Origin of the sequence: Streptomyces sp. NPDC052107 (genome assembly GCF_040680215.1) — a bacterium.
Taxonomy (GTDB): Bacteria; Actinomycetota; Actinomycetes; order Streptomycetales; family Streptomycetaceae; genus Streptomyces.
This window is the reverse complement of record NZ_JBFAWG010000025.1, coordinates 81,600-97,013: the sequence shown is the minus strand read 5'-3', so window position 1 is coordinate 97,013 and position 15,414 is coordinate 81,600. Positions and strand designations below refer to the sequence as shown.

The following is a 15,414-nucleotide window of genomic DNA, read 5'->3' as shown; positions in this document are numbered from 1 at the left end:
GTGAGCTGTTCGTCCAGGTCACCGCAGATCCGCGAGACCTCGCTCTTGGAGATGCCGCTGTCCGCGCCGAGCGCCTTGACCAGGTCGTCGACCGAGCGGGTGGACACCCCGTGCACGTACGCCTCCATGATGACCGCATACAGGGCCTGGTCGATGCGGCGCCGCCGTTCCAGCAGGCTGGGAAGAAGCTGCCGCTGCGCAGCTTCGGTATCGCCAGGTCCAGATCGCCGGCCTGGGTGGCCAGGGTCTTCTCCCGGTGGCCGTTGCGGTAGCCGCTGCGGTGCTCGGTGTGCTCGTTCCACTGGGCGCTGATCCGGCCGCTGAGCTCGCCCTCGATCAGCTCCTGCAGCATGCGCTCGGCGACGTTGCGGACGAGCTCGATCCCGTCCGCCGTGCGTAGTGACTCCAGCAGGCGTTGTGGGTCAAACTGGGACAAGGCCATCGGGCACCTCCAGGGTGGAACTGGCCGTTCACCAGGGAGATTTGCATGGTGGCCTGCCTTGTGCGCAGGGAGCGAAGACCGTCACCGGATGCACGCCCCGGGCACCCGCCCGCGCACACCCGCACGGTGATCGCCTACACCATCACGCGGGACGCCCTCCTCGCATGCGGGGTCGTGGTTGTACTGTGAACTTTCACCGTTGATCTGGACAGCCTGATACTGGGACGGATCGGTCCCGGAGGAAGCAGTCCAGGTAGTGAGTAGCAAGAGCAACTTCAGCAAGCGGTATACCGCCGACTTCAAGTTCGATGCCATGGAGCTGGCGTTGGCCTCCGACAGGACGGTCACGGAGGTTGCCCGGGACCCTGGATCAACAGGCCACCGGACCCTAGGCTGATTCAATGTGCTGGTGATCATGTGTCGGTGCAGGTCAAGTGAGTCAGAGCAGGTCGAGCGGGTGCGTGGAGGGCGTGTAAGAGGCCTGCCGTAGCCCGGCGGCGATGCGGTGGTGACCGGCGTCGCGGAGTGTGTTGACTGCGGGGTTTCGCAGTGTGGCCATGTTCGCCGGACCGTGCCCGGTGCGGATCTTGGAGGCGTCCTCGGCGAAGGTCGTGTCCCTCACGGGGTGCACGGACTCGATGCCCCAGTGGCCGCGGGCGAGTTGCCCGAGACGCCGCGGAGATGCCTGACGGGAGGTCATGTCGGTGATCGCGTAGACGGTCTGTCGGCTGGTCTTCCCGTTCTTGATGCCGGTGCGGTAGCGGTGGATCTTCACGGCCCGCGCGACGTGCGGGAAGTCCAGGCGAGGCCGGTGACGGTCAGCACGCGCACCGAACGGGTCTCACGTCGGCCGTGGCTTTGCTCGCGGTCGTAGCGCACCGCGGTGCATTCCCTCCACGGCAGGGTGCGCAGCACGGCGTGCAGGCGCGGCTGGTTGCGCTTGACCGCGAGCACGAAATGGGCGTTCTTCTCCTCGACCAGGTAGCAGGCCTGCTCGCGGGTGGTGTGCAACGCGTCGGCGGTGACCGTCACGCCGGTGAGGTCGAAGGACGCCAGCAGCGCGGGCGGGGCGGTGACCTCGGTGGTCTTGTCCGGCACCGGGAGCTGGGAGATGACGCGTCCGGTGCCGGTGAGGGCCGACAGCAGGTGAACAGCGTCGTCGGTGTCGGTACGCGAGCCGCGGGCACTATTGCCGTCCACAGCCACCTGATCGGCGCCGGCCGGGGCGGCGCCGATCAGATCAGCGAGCCCACCGGGGCACACCAGGGTGAGCACACGGCGGATCGTGGAGGTGGCAGGAGCACGCCGGATGACGAGCGGGCCACGGGGGCGGATACGGAGCCGGGCGAGGGCATCCTGCGGGGCGTTGCGCGCCCACTGGCCGATGGCCAGGTAGGAGCGGGCCCCGGCCAGCACCGCGCAGGCCGCGGTCAGCAGCACCGACACCAGGCAGTGCCGACGGCCACGGCGGTCACGCGGGTCGAACAGCGTCGCCAACCGCTCGGCGACGTCAGGCAGTTCACGCTGCCGCAGCGAGGGCGACTTGGTCAGGCAGACGGTGGCAGACTGGCGACACATCGAGGCTCCGGTGGTGCAGGGCGACTGGCAGGTCACCCCCGACAACCGGAGCCTCGTTGTCTTCGTGGCGGCCCGCCGCCACACCGTCACACTCCCGTGACCAGCGCCGCTGCAAGATCACCAGCACTTTGAATCAGCCCTGCCGCTTTCATGGACTGGCGTTGCCCCCTCGACAGAGTTCCCCATCTCGTTCGGCAGGAGCGAAAACAATGTTGTCGTAGCTGTAGTCGTCCCGCGGTTGATGCGGCACGACTCCACCGTCCCGCAACTCGAATGCTTGGTAGTCAAAAGAGAGGACTGCTTCCAGGAGATGCCGACTCCGCGGAGCTCCCGAGACGCCCAAGTCGCCTACCTCCAGCGATACGATCGGCCGGGGACCGCTGAGCATCTGCTGCATACCGCGCAGCACATGCAGCTCCGCGCTCTCCACATCGATCTTCACTACATCGGGAACAAGTCCGTGCTCGCTAGCGTAGTCATCGAGGGTGACGGCCGGCACTTGATGAGTGCGCTCTTCGAGACGGGCCTTGATCGAATCGGGCAACCGGGGGTCGAAGGCCGAGTTATAAGCGCTGAAACCCGGTCCGAAGTCGCGCAGGTTAATCATGGACGGCTCAGACCACACTGCGGTGTTCGTCGGCGTCACATTGCACCTGGCCCGAGCATTCATCTGAAGCACCTTGTACGTCGAAGGAGTCGGCTCAAAGGCCACGATCCGTCCGGTGGGGCCCACCGCATAGCTTGCCAGCATGCTGAAGTATCCGACGTGGGCACCAACGTCGAAGAAGGTCATCCCCGGGCGTAGAAAGCGAAGATAGAACGCGCTCAACTCATATTCAAAGTACCCGTTCCAGCGCAAGCACACCGAAACATCATCGGGCAACGTGACGACGAGCCGCTGCCCCCACGGCGTGCACGCTTCGGCCTGCACGCTGACTCCACGCTGCTTCCAGGCCCGCAACCTGGATGGGGTGGGGTAGCCGAAGCGCAGTGGATGGCGTAGCACTCTGTACCGCACGCGGGTCCGGCTCGCATGGTGCTGCTGGTCCAGCACTTGGAGTACCTGCTCACGCTTCGGTTCTTCGGTCGCACCCATGCTCACGTCCTCGGTCGACTGATGCCACACAGAATTACCACCCTTCGGGGCATTTGCATCTCTTCGGCACCACGGCTCAGTTGGGATGTCTTCCAGTGGAACCAATAGGCACGTCAGAGATGCAGAATACTGCTCAACTTGGAAAATCTAGACATTTTGCCGTGTCAGGGCCTGCGCCAGCCGGACAAAAGCAGTGTCGACCCCGCGACTGAGTTCCGCAGTTGGTGGCATGCGAATGTGTCGAAAATAGGGGTTGAACTGCGGAAACGTCGAAACGGCGGTCCGCGGAGGCGTGTGCCCACGTGGTCGCGTTGCGGCTGGTCAGGCCGGGTTGGCAGCGGTGATCCGGGACGGCGGCTTGATGTCGCAGTTGCGGTAGACGGTGGCCTGCGCGCTGCCCAGCGGGGTGGTCTGGGTAACCTGTCCGGCGTCGCCGGACAGGCAGGGCTGATTCAATGTGCTGGTGATCATGTGTCGGTGCAGGTCAAGTGAGTCAGAGCAGGTCGAGCGGGTGCGTGGAGGGCGTGTAAGAGGCCTGCCGTAGCCCGGCGGCGATGCGGTGGTGACCGGCGTCGCGGAGTGTGTTGACTGCGGGGTTTCGCAGTGTGGCCATGTTCGCCGGACCGTGCCCGGTGCGGATCTTGGAGGCGTCCTCGGCGAAGGTCGTGTCCCTCACGGGGTGCACGGACTCGATGCCCCAGTGGCCGCGGGCGAGTTGCCCGAGACGCCGCGGAGATGCCTGACGGGAGGTCATGTCGGTGATCGCGTAGACGGTCTGTCGGCTGGTCTTCCCGTTCTTGATGCCGGTGCGGTAGCGGTGGATCTTCACGGCCCGCGCGACGTGCGGGAAGTCCAGGCGAGGCCGGTGACGGTCAGCACGCGCACCGAACGGGTCTCACGTCGGCCGTGGCTTTGCTCGCGGTCGTAGCGCACCGCGGTGCATTCCCTCCACGGCAGGGTGCGCAGCACGGCGTGCAGGCGCGGCTGGTTGCGCTTGACCGCGAGCACGAAATGGGCGTTCTTCTCCTCGACCAGGTAGCAGGCCTGCTCGCGGGTGGTGTGCAACGCGTCGGCGGTGACCGTCACGCCGGTGAGGTCGAAGGACGCCAGCAGCGCGGGCGGGGCGGTGACCTCGGTGGTCTTGTCCGGCACCGGGAGCTGGGAGATGACGCGTCCGGTGCCGGTGAGGGCCGACAGCAGGTGAACAGCGTCGTCGGTGTCGGTACGCGAGCCGCGGGCACTATTGCCGTCCACAGCCACCTGATCGGCGCCGGCCGGGGCGGCGCCGATCAGATCAGCGAGCCCACCGGGGCACACCAGGGTGAGCTCACGGCGGATCGTGGAGGTGGCAGGAGCACGCCGGATGACGAGCGGGCCACGGGGGCGGATACGGAGCCGGGCGAGGGCTTCCTGCGGGGCGTTGCGCGCCCACTGGCCGTTGGCCTGGTAGGAGCGGGCCCCGGCCAGCTCCGAGCAGGCCGCGGTCAGCTGCACCGTCACCAGGCAGTGCCGACGGCCACGGCGGTCACGCGGGTCGAACAGCGTCGCCAACCGCTCGGCGACGTCAGGCAGTTCACGCTGCCGCAGCGAGGGCGACTTGGTCAGGCAGACGGTGGCAGACTGGCGACACATCGAGGCTCCGGTGGTGCAGGGCGACTGGCAGGTCACCCCCGACAACCGGAGCCTCGTTGTCTTCGTGGCGGCCCGCCGCCACACCGTCACACTCCCGTGACCAGCGCCGCTGCAAGATCACCAGCACTTTGAATCAGCCCTGCCACCCGACCCACGCCATCCCGACGCAGAACTCCCGGCACAGGGATAGCACGAACACCCTGGCTCACCGAGGTTGACAGGTTCCGGACCCGCGTCTCTCTCACCCCACGACCGCTGGCGGATCGGGATTAGACCTTTCGGATCAGCCCCCGGCCCGGTTGAGCCCTCAGGCAGGCTGTGCCCGGCGATGATGTGGTCGCTCGAGTCGAGGAGCCTCCCCGTGCCGCCAGCCCATATCGCCGTGTTGATCACAAGTCACAATCGCCGCGAGAAGACCCTGTCCGCCCTCGCCGCGCTCGCCAACCAGCGCCGATTGCCCCGGAACACCGTCGTTCGCACCCACCTGGTCGACGCAGGCAGTAGTGACGGCACTCCGGACGCCGTCCGAGCGGCGCATCCGGAGGTGGACGTCATCACAGTCAGTTCCACGGTCTACTGGAGCCACGGCATGCGTATCGCGAGCTTCCACAGCCGCCACGCCGAAGACCCGGCCTGGGACTATCAGCTCTGGCTCAACGACGATGTCGTGCTGGACGAAGACGCCTTGGCCGTTCTGCTCGGCACCGCGGACGCGGTCGGGCCAGGCAAGATCGTCGTCGGCGCCGTCCGAGGCAGGGAGGAGCGCTTCACGACGACGTACTCCGGACGCCGTGGCCGCACACTGGCACTGATCGAACCCACCGGCCGGCCGGAGCTCTGCGACACGTACAACGGGAATGTGGTGCTCCTGTCCCGCGCCGCGTACGAGCGAGTGGGCGACATCGACAAGGTCTTCCGGCACGGTATGGGCGACTACGACCACGGTTTCCGCGCCCGGCGCGCCGGCATCGCCGCTTGTGTGACGCCGCGCCACGTGGGCAGTTGCGACCGCAATCCGCCGCACACCGGCTCCCGTGAGCCCGGCATCGGGGTGCGCGAGGCGTTGCGCCGCGTCATCTCACCTGGCGAGCTGCCACCCCGCCAGTGGTGGGTCTACTGCCTGCGCCACTGCTGGCCGTGGGCGCCCCTGCTGATGTTCTCGCCCTACGTGAGGACGGTGGCGCGGGCCCTCACGCAGCGCGGCGGAAAAGCGGGGCAGGCGTGCGGGCCTGACGGTACATCGAGACTCGGCCCGTCAGGCCGAACGCGCTGCGGGACTTACGAACGCTGGAAGAACGAGGCAGGCGATGGGCAACCAAGTGATGAGCGGCGCTGACGTCGGCAAGACAGGCCAACTGGGACCATCGCATGGCACCCGGCCCCGAGTACCAGAACAAGACCCGAATCCTGAGGTACCGGACATGACGGAACCGCAGGGGCCCATTGCAAGGACAAGGATCGGGGATGCCCAGATCTCGACCGCTACGGTCAATGGGCGGGCGTTGGACGGCTGATCAAAGTAGCCGCATCCGAAGACGTGTTCGGCGCGACAACTCACGGCTCCGGACCTGCCGACGCGGGTGACCGACGAAGAGCGTGTGCGCAATTGCCGTATGCTGCAGCCACGAAAGCGGCCGGCCTTCCGGGGACCAAATGGCCGTCGGCGTCAGCTTCGACGGAACAGCGACCATTCGTCTCGTGCTGCTGAACCACGGCGCCGAGACGGTGTGCCGCGGGTGATGTGGCACGCGGCTTATCGAGATCATCTCACATCTGCTGTCAGTGTGAGGTCCCCCGAGATGCGGAGGATAGTGACAGACGGTCAGCTGGTTCTCATGAGCCCATCGGACCACCTGCGGTGACGCCCTCTCCGAGGGAAAATCGGGGTGGCTGCCTATTGAGGCCGTTTCCTCTGTGATCTGCGAGGTCGTTCATGAGCCGAGCACGGGGAGCCAGCCAGCGGGCGCTTTCAGTGTGGCCTCGAGCACGCAAATGAGATTTCTCCATCAGCCCTTTGGCTCCCACAGGCAGCAGCCGCCCCGGGAGCCGAGGAGGTGAAGATGCTGACAGAGGCACAGGGCGCCGAGGAGATCATCGAACGGGTGGCGGCCCTGGACATCGGGAAGGCCGAGGCGGTGTGCTGCACCCGCGTTCCCCGGAAGGGGGCGCCTGGGCGGCGCATGCAGGAGGTCGGCACCTGGCAGACCATGACCCGGTCGCTTCTGGAGCTGTCGGACCACCTGCGGTGCCTGGGGTGTCAACGGCCATCTTGTTCTCCCCGTAGGCGGCCAGGAGTTCGCCCCACTGGCGGCCGTCGAGATCTCCCCGGTGGCGGCCAGATAGTTCCCCGCCTTCGGGTCAATGTGGGTCAGCTGAAGGGCTTCACCCCTCTGTCCGCTGGTGGCCTGGGTGAGCCGGTAGCTGTCACCCTGGGTGACGACGATGTGAGCGTGGTGCATGAGCCAGTCGACCGTCGCGGTGGCCAGGGTCTTGGGCATGATCTCGTCGAAGCCCGAGGGATGAAGGTTGCTGCTGACCGCGACCGAGCGCCTCTCGTAGGCGGCATCGACCAGGCGGTAGAAGCCCTCGGCGGCGTCCGGGGAGACCGGCAGCAGTCCGATGTCGTCGACGATGATCAGGTCGGAGCGGATGATTTTCGCCAGGGCCCGGGCGATGGAGTCGTCCGCGCGGTGCCGGCGGACCAGGGCTCCGAGGTCTTCGATGGTGAACCAGGCGACGGTCAGCCCGGCCTCGATGGCGGTCTGGCCGAGGGCCTCGGTGAAGTGGCTCTTGTCCGTGCCGAGGGGCCGCAGATGCGGAAGTTCTCCCGTCGGCCGACCCATTCGAGCGTCTTGAGGGCGTCCTGGGTGGCGCGGGGGATGGAGGACTTGGTCTCGTCCCAGTCGTCGAAAGTCTTGCCTGTGGGAAATCCGGCCCGCTTGCGGCGGGTGTGCAGGTTGGCCCGGTCGCGTCCGGCGGCCTCCTCGGCCAGCAGGACACGGACGACCTCGGCCGGGTCCCACCTTTGTGCCTTCGCGGTGGGGATGATGCCGGTCAACGAGCGTCGGATGTGCGGGCACGCCGGCGCATGCCCACGGGTCGCCCGGGCACGCCTTCCGCAAGGTCGATTTTCGGATGAGAGGAACATCGACCATGGCTGCCCCAGGAAGTACTCGTTGGAGTTGCGCGAGCGTGCGGTGCGGATGTATCGGACCTCCGACCCGAAGCCCAGATCAAACGTCTGGCCATCGAGCTCGATGTGCATCCCGAGGCCCTGCGCGGCTGGATCCGGCAAGATTGACCGCACTGGCATTCTGCTTTCCACCTGGTCTCGGTCACCCGCTGGGTGCGTTCCATTGCGGTGATTTGGTTCATGAGGTAGTGATTCGAGCGGAATCTGCTCGTACCAAGGTGAGATCTACGGCCGTGCCAGTTCCAGAACGGGGCTCGCGGCGGGCGCTCCGACAGCAGTTGCACGAGTGTGAGACAGGGCCGTGAGTTCGGCGTCGACCATCAGTCGGGCCAGCTCAGGGGCTCGTACTCGCGGACGCCAGCCAAGGACGCGCTCGGCCTTGGCGGCATCACCAACGAGGTCGTCGACCTCGCTCGGACGCAGATAACGTTCGTCGAAGCGCACGTGGTCGCGCCAGTCCAGTCCGACATGGGAAAAGCACTGATCGACGAAGTCTCGCACACTATGACTGGCACCGGTGGCGATCACGTAGTCGTCCGGTTTGTCCTGCTGCAGCATCAGCCACATGGCTTCGACGTACTCGGCGGCGTACCCCCAATCCCGACGGGCGTCGAGGTTGCCCAGGTGGATCACCTCCTGTAGCCCGGCTTTGATCTGGGCCGCCGCCATGGCGACCTTGCGGGTGACGAAGGTGGGGCCGCGGCGGGGGGACTCGTGGTTGAACAAGATGCCGTTGACAGCGTAAAGCCCGTATGCTTCCCGATAGTTGCGGGTGACCCAGTATGCGTAGACTTTCGCCGCCCCGTAGGGCGAACGCGGATGGAAGGGGGTGCTCTCGTTCTGTGGTGGTGGAGTCGCGCCGAACATCTCCGAACTGGAGGCCTGATAGAAACGGCAAGAAAGGCCTGTCGCCCGGATCGCCTCCAGCAGCCTGATGGTTCCCAGTCCCGTGGTGTCCCCGGTGAATTCGGGCTCGTCGAAGGACACTCGCACGTGTGACTGGGCCGCCAGGTGGTACACCTCGTCCGGCTGTACCTGCTCCAGCAGAGCTGCGATCCGGGTCCCGTCCGTGAGGTCGCCGTAGTGCAGGAACAGGCGTGCATCGGGCTCGTGGGGATCATGGTAGAGGTGATCGATTCGATGGGTGTTGAAGGTGGAGGCGCGGCGAACGATTCCGTGCACCACGTAGTCCTTCTTTAGCAGCAACTCTGCGAGATACGAGCCGTCCTGGCCGGTGATACCGGTGACCAGTGCCGTCTTGAGGGTCACGCGTACTCCTTGCTGGCAGGTTGTGCTGGGGCAGGGACACGTGTCTCTACAGGTGGACGGCGCCCTGCTGTGTTCCAGTCAGCTTACGGAAATTGTCATGACTTAGAGGCATTTTGTCGATGTGTCGGGTTTGAGTTTGTTACCGTGACTTCGGGGCGTCATTTCACTCGATCCAACCAAGGACGGGCGTTTTGGATCTTTTCGACTACCTACGTGTCCTGTCTCGCCAATGGGTCACCATCGTCATCCTGGCCCTGCTCGGCGCCGGAGTTGGCGCACTGGGCACGCAGATCGCGACCCCCCAATTCCGTGCGACATCCACTCTTTTCATCTCTCTCCAGGGGCGTGCTGACGCCACTCACCTGACCCTGGGGAATGGCTTCACCCAGGCTCGGGTGAAGTCCTACTCCCTGGTGGCCACGAGTCCCCTGGTCCTGGGAAAGGTTGTCAAGGCACTGAGGCTGAACATGACACCGCAGCAGTTGAGCGGCAAGATCAAGGTGACCGTTCGTCCCGACGCTGTGCTGGTCTGGCTTACCGTCACCGACAGCCGGCGGGACGTGGTGGCAGGGATCAGTAACGCGGTCGCCGAGCGTTTCGCACAGGTGATCAGTGACCTCGAGAGGCCGCCGGGCGTCGAGCGGTCCCCGGTGAGAGTGACTCTCGTCGAGCCAGCCTCCGCCCCTTCCGTTCCTTCCTCCCCGCGCCCTGCCGTGAATCTCGCCCTTGGACTGCTGGTTGGGCTGAGTCTCGGGACTGGCCTCGCCGTGGCAAAGGAATTTCGGGACCGTTCGGTGAGCACGCCTCAGGCGCTATCCGACTTCCTGGCTGGGGTTGGCGGCCCGCCTGTGCTCAGCACCATCATCCACGACCCAAAGGCCGCCCGTCATCCGATGGCCACGGGCGACGACATGAGAGGGCCGCGTGCCGAGGGCTTCCGGCGGCTGGGTACCAACCTTCGCTTCGTTGAGGCGGACCGGCACCCGAAAGTGATTGCGGTAACGAGCGCTCTGCACGGGGAGGGGAAGACCGATGTCGCCGCCAACCTGGCCGCGACACTGGCGAAGAGCGGGGCATCGGTATGCCTCGTCGATACCGACCTGCGACGCCCCAATATCGCCCGCACCCTGGACCTGGTGCAAGGAGCCGGGCTCACCACCGTGTTGATCGGAAAGGCCGAAGTGCCCCAGGTGCTGCAGTCCACGGGTTCCTTCTCGGTACTAACCAGCGGCTCGGTCCCCCCCAACCCCAGCGAGCTCCTGGGGAGCGCCCGGACAAGGTCCGTGCTGACCTCCCTCGCCGAGAAGTTCGACCATGTCGTCGTGGATGCCGCACCGGTGCTCCCGGTCACTGATGCAGCCGTGATCAGCTCCGTCGTGGACGGTTACCTACTGGTGGTGCGCGCCTCGAGCACGCGCCGTGAACAGGTCGGTGAAGCTCTTCGCGTGTTGCGACATGTCGGTGCACCCGTGCTTGGGGCCATCCTCAACGCCGCGCCGCCGAAGGAGAACGTGGACATCCTTGGCCGCGGGTACGATTGGCGGCCCCTGCAGTGCCGCACGACCCGCCGGTTTTTCGGGCTTCGCGGCCTGGTTCGTGACGGGCAGGTCCGGATCATTCCCCAGTTCCACCACACTCGAGCCGACGACGGCCAGTTGTGCTCGGTGGCCAGCGAAGCGAGCGCCCAACGGTGAATGCCATCAGCACAGCACAGAACGCAAAGATGCTTTGTCCTCTCGACCGCTCCGCACGTGTGTTCGTTGCCGGGAGCCGTGGGCTCGTCGGCTCGGCGGTGCGGAGCGAACTGGTCCGGGAGGGGTTCACCGATGTGGTCGGGCCCGGCTCGGCGGAGTTGGACCTGCGAGACCGCCGGGCCGTATGCGACTGGTTCGCGGACGCGCGGCCCGACATGGTCGTGCTCGCGGCCGCCCGGGTCGGCGGGATCAAGGCGAACTCCACCCGGCCCGCCGAGTTCCTCTCCGACAATCTGCGCATCCAGGTCAATGTGCTGGACGCTTCCCTGGAACAGCGAGTGGAGCGGCTGCTGTTCCTCGGGTCCAGTTGCATCTACCCCAAGTTCGCCGAGCAGCCCATCCGGGAGGAGGCGCTGCTGACGGGTCCGCTCGAGCCGACCAACGACGCCTACGCCATCGCCAAGATCGCCGGCATTCTGCAGGTGCAGGCGGTGCGCCGGCAGTACGGGCTGCCGTGGATCTCCGCCATGCCGACCAATCTGTACGGGCCCGGCGACAACTTCCATCCCGAGCACTCCCATGTGCTGCCGTCCCTGATCCGGCGCTTCCACGAGGCGAAGGAGTCGGGAGCGCGACGCGTGGTGAACTGGGGCAGCGGCTCGCCCCGCCGGGAGTTCCTGCACGTGGACGATCTGGCCCGGGCGTGCGTGCACCTGCTGGAGCACTACGACGGGGACGGGCCGGTCAACGTCGGCACCGGCACGGATGTCACCATCCGTGAACTGGCGGAACTGGTCGCAGAGGTCGTCGGGTACGAGGGGAGTGTCGAGTGGGATCCGAGTCAGCCGGACGGCACCCCGCGCAAGCTCCTCGACGTCTCCCGGCTCACGGCGCTGGGCTGGGCGCCCCGCATCGCACTGCGCGAGGGACTCAGCCAGACGTACGCCTGGTACGTGGAGCACCTGGGATCCGACGCCCTGCGGCAGTGACCGGCGCCGTCGGTACACGACGACGGCGAGGGCCGGTACCGCTCGATCGGTACCGGACGCCCGTCCGTCAGGCCGGAACGAACACCACTCGGAACATCTTGGGCCAGAACTTCCCGGTGATCAGGAACTGATCCGTTCCTGGGACGGCCGCGATGCCGTTCAGTGTGGACCCCGGGACGAGCTCGTCACCGCGCAGCAGGCCCGATGCATCGATCGTCGCCGTCACCGCTCCGGTGGCGGGATCGATGCGCAAGATCCGGTCGGTGAAGAGGACGTTGGTGTACACGGCGGCCCCGACGCACTCCAGCTCATTGAGGTCATTGACCAGGCGGCCTCCCTCGGTCACGGCGACTCCGCCCGTCTTCGCGAGCGTGCCTGGGTCACGGAACGTCAGGCGCGCCGAGCCGTCGCTCGTCACCAGCCGGTGGGATGCCCGCTGGAGGCAGGCGCCCCAGCCGTCGTCGGAGTACGGGACGCGGCGCAGTTCCGCGAGCGTCCTGGCGTCGCGCTCGATGGCGATCCGGTTCCGCCAGGTGAGCTGCCACAGAGTCCGGCCGAGCACGGTGATCCCCTCTCCGAAGAGGGGTGCGGGTAGCGCGGTGCGGCGCGTGGGCGGTTCGCCCGGGGGCCCGGCCCGCACGGAGGACTCGCCCGACAGCCCGGTGCTCTCGTAGAGCGTGCCGCCGGCCATCTCGAGGCCCTCGGTGAACGCCTTCGGGTCGTGCGGCAGGACCTGGAGGACCTGGACCCGCAGGCGCTCGACCCGGCGCGCGGCGAGCGTCCGTTCGTCGGCGGCCGCTCGTGTGGCCGCACAGGACCCGAGCGCGAGCGCACCCGAGAGCACCATCGCCCCCGCTCGCCGCAGGCGCTCACGCACCGCACGCACCCTTCTCCTTCAGCGTGGTGCGCAACGGTGTCACCAGGGGTTGCCGCAGCAGGACGGGCGTGCCGTTCGCGTGGGGTTCCAACAGGTGCAGGACCAGCGTGCGGTGGGAGCGGGCGGGTAGTTCCAGGTCCAGGGTGTACACGGGGTGGCCGCGTTCGACGCCGGGTGCGAGCAGAGCGGGGCGGCCGTCCAGGGTGGCGCCCGTGAGCCTGGCACCGACGCCCGCGTAGTACGACACCAGGAGCCGGTTGTCGCCCGGCCGGGTGCGGTAGGACGGGCGGTCGACCCGTTGCGTGACGTAGTAGGGCAGGCCGGAGGTGGAGGCCCGGTTGGTCAGGGTCACCGTTGCCGTGACCTGACGCTCACCGTCAATGCAGCCGCCCGCCTCCCAGCGCAGGCTCCGGTCCAGGTAGTAGTCCAGCTTGGAGCCCGCCGCGTTGTTCACCACGAACCCGGCGAAGGGGCCCGGAGTGTCCGGGAGCGTGCCCGACCAGGGGCGCGATTCGAGGACGCGCTGCTCGGACGCATGGGCGCTCCACACCTTCAGCCGTCCGTCCCGCTCGGCGTCGTGCAGGGCGACGACCAGTGCGGGCAGCAGGCGGGCGTTGTCGGCGGCGGCCATCAGCGGCGCGGCGGCGGCGCGGGCCGCGTCGACGAAGAACGCCTTGCGCCGGGCGACGTCGTGGTACTTCGCGTAGCTGGCGCGTTCGGTGAGGTCCACCACGTTGTCGGCGGTGAGTTCGGTGCCGTCGGCCGTGCGGGCCGGGCCGGTGACCCGCAGCAGACGGCTCAGTGTGGCGGGGTCGACTGCGATCGCGCCGTCAACGCGCTCGCCGGTGTGCTCGCGCCACGCGGCGGCCCAGATGCGGGCCGCATAAGGGAAGTGCGGGCTCATGTTGGAGTTTTCCCACACGGTGGTGGGTTCGTCGCCCTGGTAGCGCGCCGCGAAGTCGGCTCCCAGGTCTACGTCCGCCTTCGCCTTGGCCATCTCGGTGTTGTTGCCGAACCTCTCGAAGGCCAGATGGCCCCGGTCGGCCCGCAGCACGGCGAAGGCTCCCGGCAAGCCCCCGGTGCCGCGTGCCTCGGCGAAGTTCTGGAACGCGAGGAAGTAACGCCGTTTCCCTTGCAGGCCGAGCATGGACGGCAGGACGCGAGCCGTCACGGACGCGTCGGCCGTCACCGGGGCCAGGCGGTCCGTCTGCAGCGCGAGCTGGGCCCGTGCCCGGTCCGCCGCCGGCAGCCATGTGGACCTGGGCAGCCCGTGCACGTCGGCCTGCACCTGGGCCGCCACCCGCGCGGCTCGGACGATCTCCGGAGCGTGCGTCCGCAGCGCCGTGAGGGCCTCTGACATCCCGGCGCCGTGGCTCTGCGCAGTGGGCTGCGGCAGGGCGTGCGCCAGGGGAGCGAGGACGTCGCCGGCCAGCCGGTCCGCCGCGTACGCGGCGCCGCGTACGGTCCTCATCGGGCCGCCGAAGAAGGGCAGTTGGGCGCCGGTGTACCAGGCGGGGCCGGTGGTGAGGCGGTGCGCGCGAGCCGCATGGGCGGCTGCCGAACGTACCGCCCGGTCGCGTTTCTGCGCGGACGAGGGAGCCGTAGGGGAGGCGGAGGCCGGCGCGGGCGCGGCCGTCACCGACTGCCGCAGGGTGTCGAGGTCCCGTTGGGCCGCCAGCAACTCGGAACGGGCGAGCAGCCCGGTGACGCCGATCCAGAGGGCGCCAGCGAGCGGGAGGGCCCCGCCGGCCAGCAGGGCGATGCGGAGGATGCGACGGCTGCGGGGCGTGCGGTCGCGGGGGCGGCCGGGCCCGGGCATGCGGCCAGCGTCCCGGCCGAGGCCGGGACGCTGTTCCGCCGTGCGGAGGTCTCCCCGTGTCATGAATTGCGGCGGCGGCGCACAGCCAGCAGCGTGCCACTGCCCGCCACGAGCAGCGCCGCTGCGGCGCCGCCCACGGTCATGGCCTTCTCACTGCCCGTCTCCGCGAGGCCGGCGTGCTGTGGCCGGCGCCCCGGGTCGACGGAGTTGGTGCGATCGTCGTCCGCCATGGGCACGTTGTCCGCGTTATTGCCGTGATGTCCACCGTGGTGGCCCTTGTGCCCACCGTGGTGTCCCGGCTTGCCGTGGTGGTGGTGCGGCGGCTTGTGGGGGGGAGGCGAGGTCGGCGGAGGGGAGGTCGGCGGAGGGGAGCCGACCCCGCCCAGCACGTAGATGGTGACGCCGACACTGCGGTCGGGGTTGTCCGAGGTGAGCCGGATGACGTGGAAGCCGGTGACAGTCGACGTCGGGATGGTCACGGACCCTGACACCACTCCGTCGTCGTCGGCCTCGAAGTGGCCGAGGACGACCGGCGTTGATTCCAGCATCGCCGTGACGTCCGTCCCCGGGTCGAAGGCCCTCGAGCTGAAGGTCAGCGGCTGTCCGGCCGTCACGGTGGTGGCGCTGACGGTCAGCGTCTCCGCCGACCCTGGCGGATACGGCTGTGCGTGAGCGGTCTGAGCTGCCGCCAGCGGCGCGGCGACGAGCAGGGCGGCGGAAGCCGCCGATGCAAGTGCGACGCGCCATCTGGGCGGTGTCGTCATTTTCTTCATTCACTCTCCTCGACTTCGGTACGGACCAGGCGGTTGCGCGTCGGCCGTACTC

The 15,414-nt window shown here is 67.8% G+C and carries 13 protein-coding genes and 2 pseudogenes; 3 read left to right on the top strand and 12 right to left on the bottom strand.

Translation table 11 applies throughout. From position 1 onward, the window contains the following. The 7 genes and pseudogenes from AB0M27_RS25535 to AB0M27_RS25505 all read right to left on the bottom strand — a co-directional run. A pseudogene (locus AB0M27_RS25535) lies at positions 1-442 on the bottom strand (transposase); the annotation flags it as partial. Between the two features lie 439 nt (positions 443-881). Further along, complete coding sequence (locus AB0M27_RS25530; RefSeq protein ID WP_365724412.1) at positions 882-1,217, bottom strand: hypothetical protein; 336 nt, start codon at positions 1,215-1,217, stop codon at positions 882-884. Next, entirely contained in the window at positions 1,214-2,020 is an 807-nt protein-coding gene (locus AB0M27_RS25525) for an ISAs1 family transposase (protein ID WP_365724418.1), read from the bottom strand. The genes AB0M27_RS25530 and AB0M27_RS25525 overlap by 4 nt, the downstream gene beginning before the upstream one ends. Before the next feature lie 148 nt (positions 2,021-2,168). After that, positions 2,169-3,116, bottom strand: a complete 948-nt coding sequence (locus AB0M27_RS25520) for an FkbM family methyltransferase (protein WP_365724416.1) — start codon at positions 3,114-3,116, stop codon at positions 2,169-2,171. 321 nt (positions 3,117-3,437) lie between these two features. Next, positions 3,438-3,587 carry a hypothetical protein gene (locus tag AB0M27_RS25515; protein ID WP_365724414.1) on the bottom strand — a complete coding sequence of 50 codons (150 nt, stop codon included), beginning with the start codon at positions 3,585-3,587 and terminating at the stop codon, positions 3,438-3,440. A gap of 22 nt (positions 3,588-3,609) precedes the next feature. Next, positions 3,610-3,945, bottom strand: a complete 336-nt coding sequence (locus tag AB0M27_RS25510; protein ID WP_365724412.1) for a hypothetical protein — start codon at positions 3,943-3,945, stop codon at positions 3,610-3,612. Beyond that, positions 3,942-4,748: an ISAs1 family transposase gene (locus AB0M27_RS25505; protein WP_365724410.1), complete on the bottom strand. Its 807-nt coding sequence runs from the start codon at positions 4,746-4,748 to the stop codon at positions 3,942-3,944. Before AB0M27_RS25505 ends, AB0M27_RS25510 begins: the two co-directional genes overlap by 4 nt. A gap of 361 nt (positions 4,749-5,109) precedes the next feature. On the opposite strand from AB0M27_RS25505, the gene AB0M27_RS25500 reads away from it, so the two are divergent. After that, positions 5,110-6,084 carry a glycosyltransferase gene (locus AB0M27_RS25500; protein WP_365724408.1) on the top strand — a complete coding sequence of 325 codons (975 nt, stop codon included), beginning with the start codon at positions 5,110-5,112 and terminating at the stop codon, positions 6,082-6,084. A 1,032-nt stretch (positions 6,085-7,116) separates the two neighbouring features. On the opposite strand, the pseudogene istB reads toward AB0M27_RS25500, so the two are convergent. Both istB and gmd read right to left on the bottom strand, forming a co-directional pair. Next, positions 7,117-7,824: pseudogene (istB, locus tag AB0M27_RS25495) on the bottom strand (IS21-like element helper ATPase IstB); the annotation flags it as partial. Between the two features lie 342 nt (positions 7,825-8,166). After that, entirely contained in the window at positions 8,167-9,210 is a 1,044-nt protein-coding gene (gene gmd, locus AB0M27_RS25490; RefSeq protein WP_365724406.1) for a GDP-mannose 4,6-dehydratase, read from the bottom strand. A gap of 191 nt (positions 9,211-9,401) precedes the next feature. On the opposite strand from gmd, the gene AB0M27_RS25485 reads away from it, so the two are divergent. Beyond that, positions 9,402-10,904 carry a polysaccharide biosynthesis tyrosine autokinase gene (locus AB0M27_RS25485; protein WP_365724404.1) on the top strand — a complete coding sequence of 501 codons (1,503 nt, stop codon included), beginning with the start codon at positions 9,402-9,404 and terminating at the stop codon, positions 10,902-10,904. Between the two features lie 29 nt (positions 10,905-10,933). Beyond that, entirely contained in the window at positions 10,934-11,893 is a 960-nt protein-coding gene (locus AB0M27_RS25480) for a GDP-L-fucose synthase (RefSeq protein WP_365724403.1), read from the top strand. Positions 11,894-11,960: 67 nt separating this feature from the next. On the opposite strand, the gene AB0M27_RS25475 is transcribed toward AB0M27_RS25480, so the two are convergent. The 3 genes from AB0M27_RS25475 to AB0M27_RS25465 are packed head-to-tail and all read right to left on the bottom strand — an operon-like array spanning position 11,961 to position 15,362. After that, on the bottom strand, positions 11,961-12,770 hold the full coding sequence (locus AB0M27_RS25475; protein ID WP_365724402.1) for a glutaminyl-peptide cyclotransferase: 810 nt from the start codon (positions 12,768-12,770) through the stop codon (positions 11,961-11,963). Continuing rightward, positions 12,763-14,589, bottom strand: a complete 1,827-nt coding sequence (locus AB0M27_RS25470) for a DUF4012 domain-containing protein (RefSeq protein ID WP_365724400.1) — start codon at positions 14,587-14,589, stop codon at positions 12,763-12,765. Before AB0M27_RS25470 ends, AB0M27_RS25475 begins: the two co-directional genes overlap by 8 nt. A gap of 59 nt (positions 14,590-14,648) precedes the next feature. Beyond that, positions 14,649-15,362, bottom strand: coding sequence for an LPXTG cell wall anchor domain-containing protein (locus AB0M27_RS25465; RefSeq protein ID WP_365724398.1), 714 nt, complete (start codon positions 15,360-15,362; stop codon positions 14,649-14,651). Between the last annotated feature and the right edge of the window lie 52 nt (positions 15,363-15,414).

What these genes read in the sequence shown, in the direction of transcription:
- AB0M27_RS25515 (WP_365724414.1), bottom strand. Translation starts at nt 3,587, where the DNA reads ATGATCACCAGCACATTGAATCAGCCCTGCCTGTCCGGCGACGCCGGA.
- AB0M27_RS25505 (WP_365724410.1), bottom strand. Translation starts at nt 4,748, where the DNA reads ATGTGTCGCCAGTCTGCCACCGTCTGCCTGACCAAGTCGCCCTCGCTG.
- AB0M27_RS25470 (WP_365724400.1), bottom strand. Translation starts at nt 14,589, where the DNA reads ATGCCCGGGCCCGGCCGCCCCCGCGACCGCACGCCCCGCAGCCGTCGC.
- AB0M27_RS25525 (WP_365724418.1), bottom strand. Translation starts at nt 2,020, where the DNA reads ATGTGTCGCCAGTCTGCCACCGTCTGCCTGACCAAGTCGCCCTCGCTG.
- AB0M27_RS25480 (WP_365724403.1), top strand. Translation starts at nt 10,934, where the DNA reads ATGCTTTGTCCTCTCGACCGCTCCGCACGTGTGTTCGTTGCCGGGAGC.
- AB0M27_RS25520 (WP_365724416.1), bottom strand. Translation starts at nt 3,116, where the DNA reads ATGGGTGCGACCGAAGAACCGAAGCGTGAGCAGGTACTCCAAGTGCTG.
- AB0M27_RS25465 (WP_365724398.1), bottom strand. Translation starts at nt 15,362, where the DNA reads ATGAAGAAAATGACGACACCGCCCAGATGGCGCGTCGCACTTGCATCG.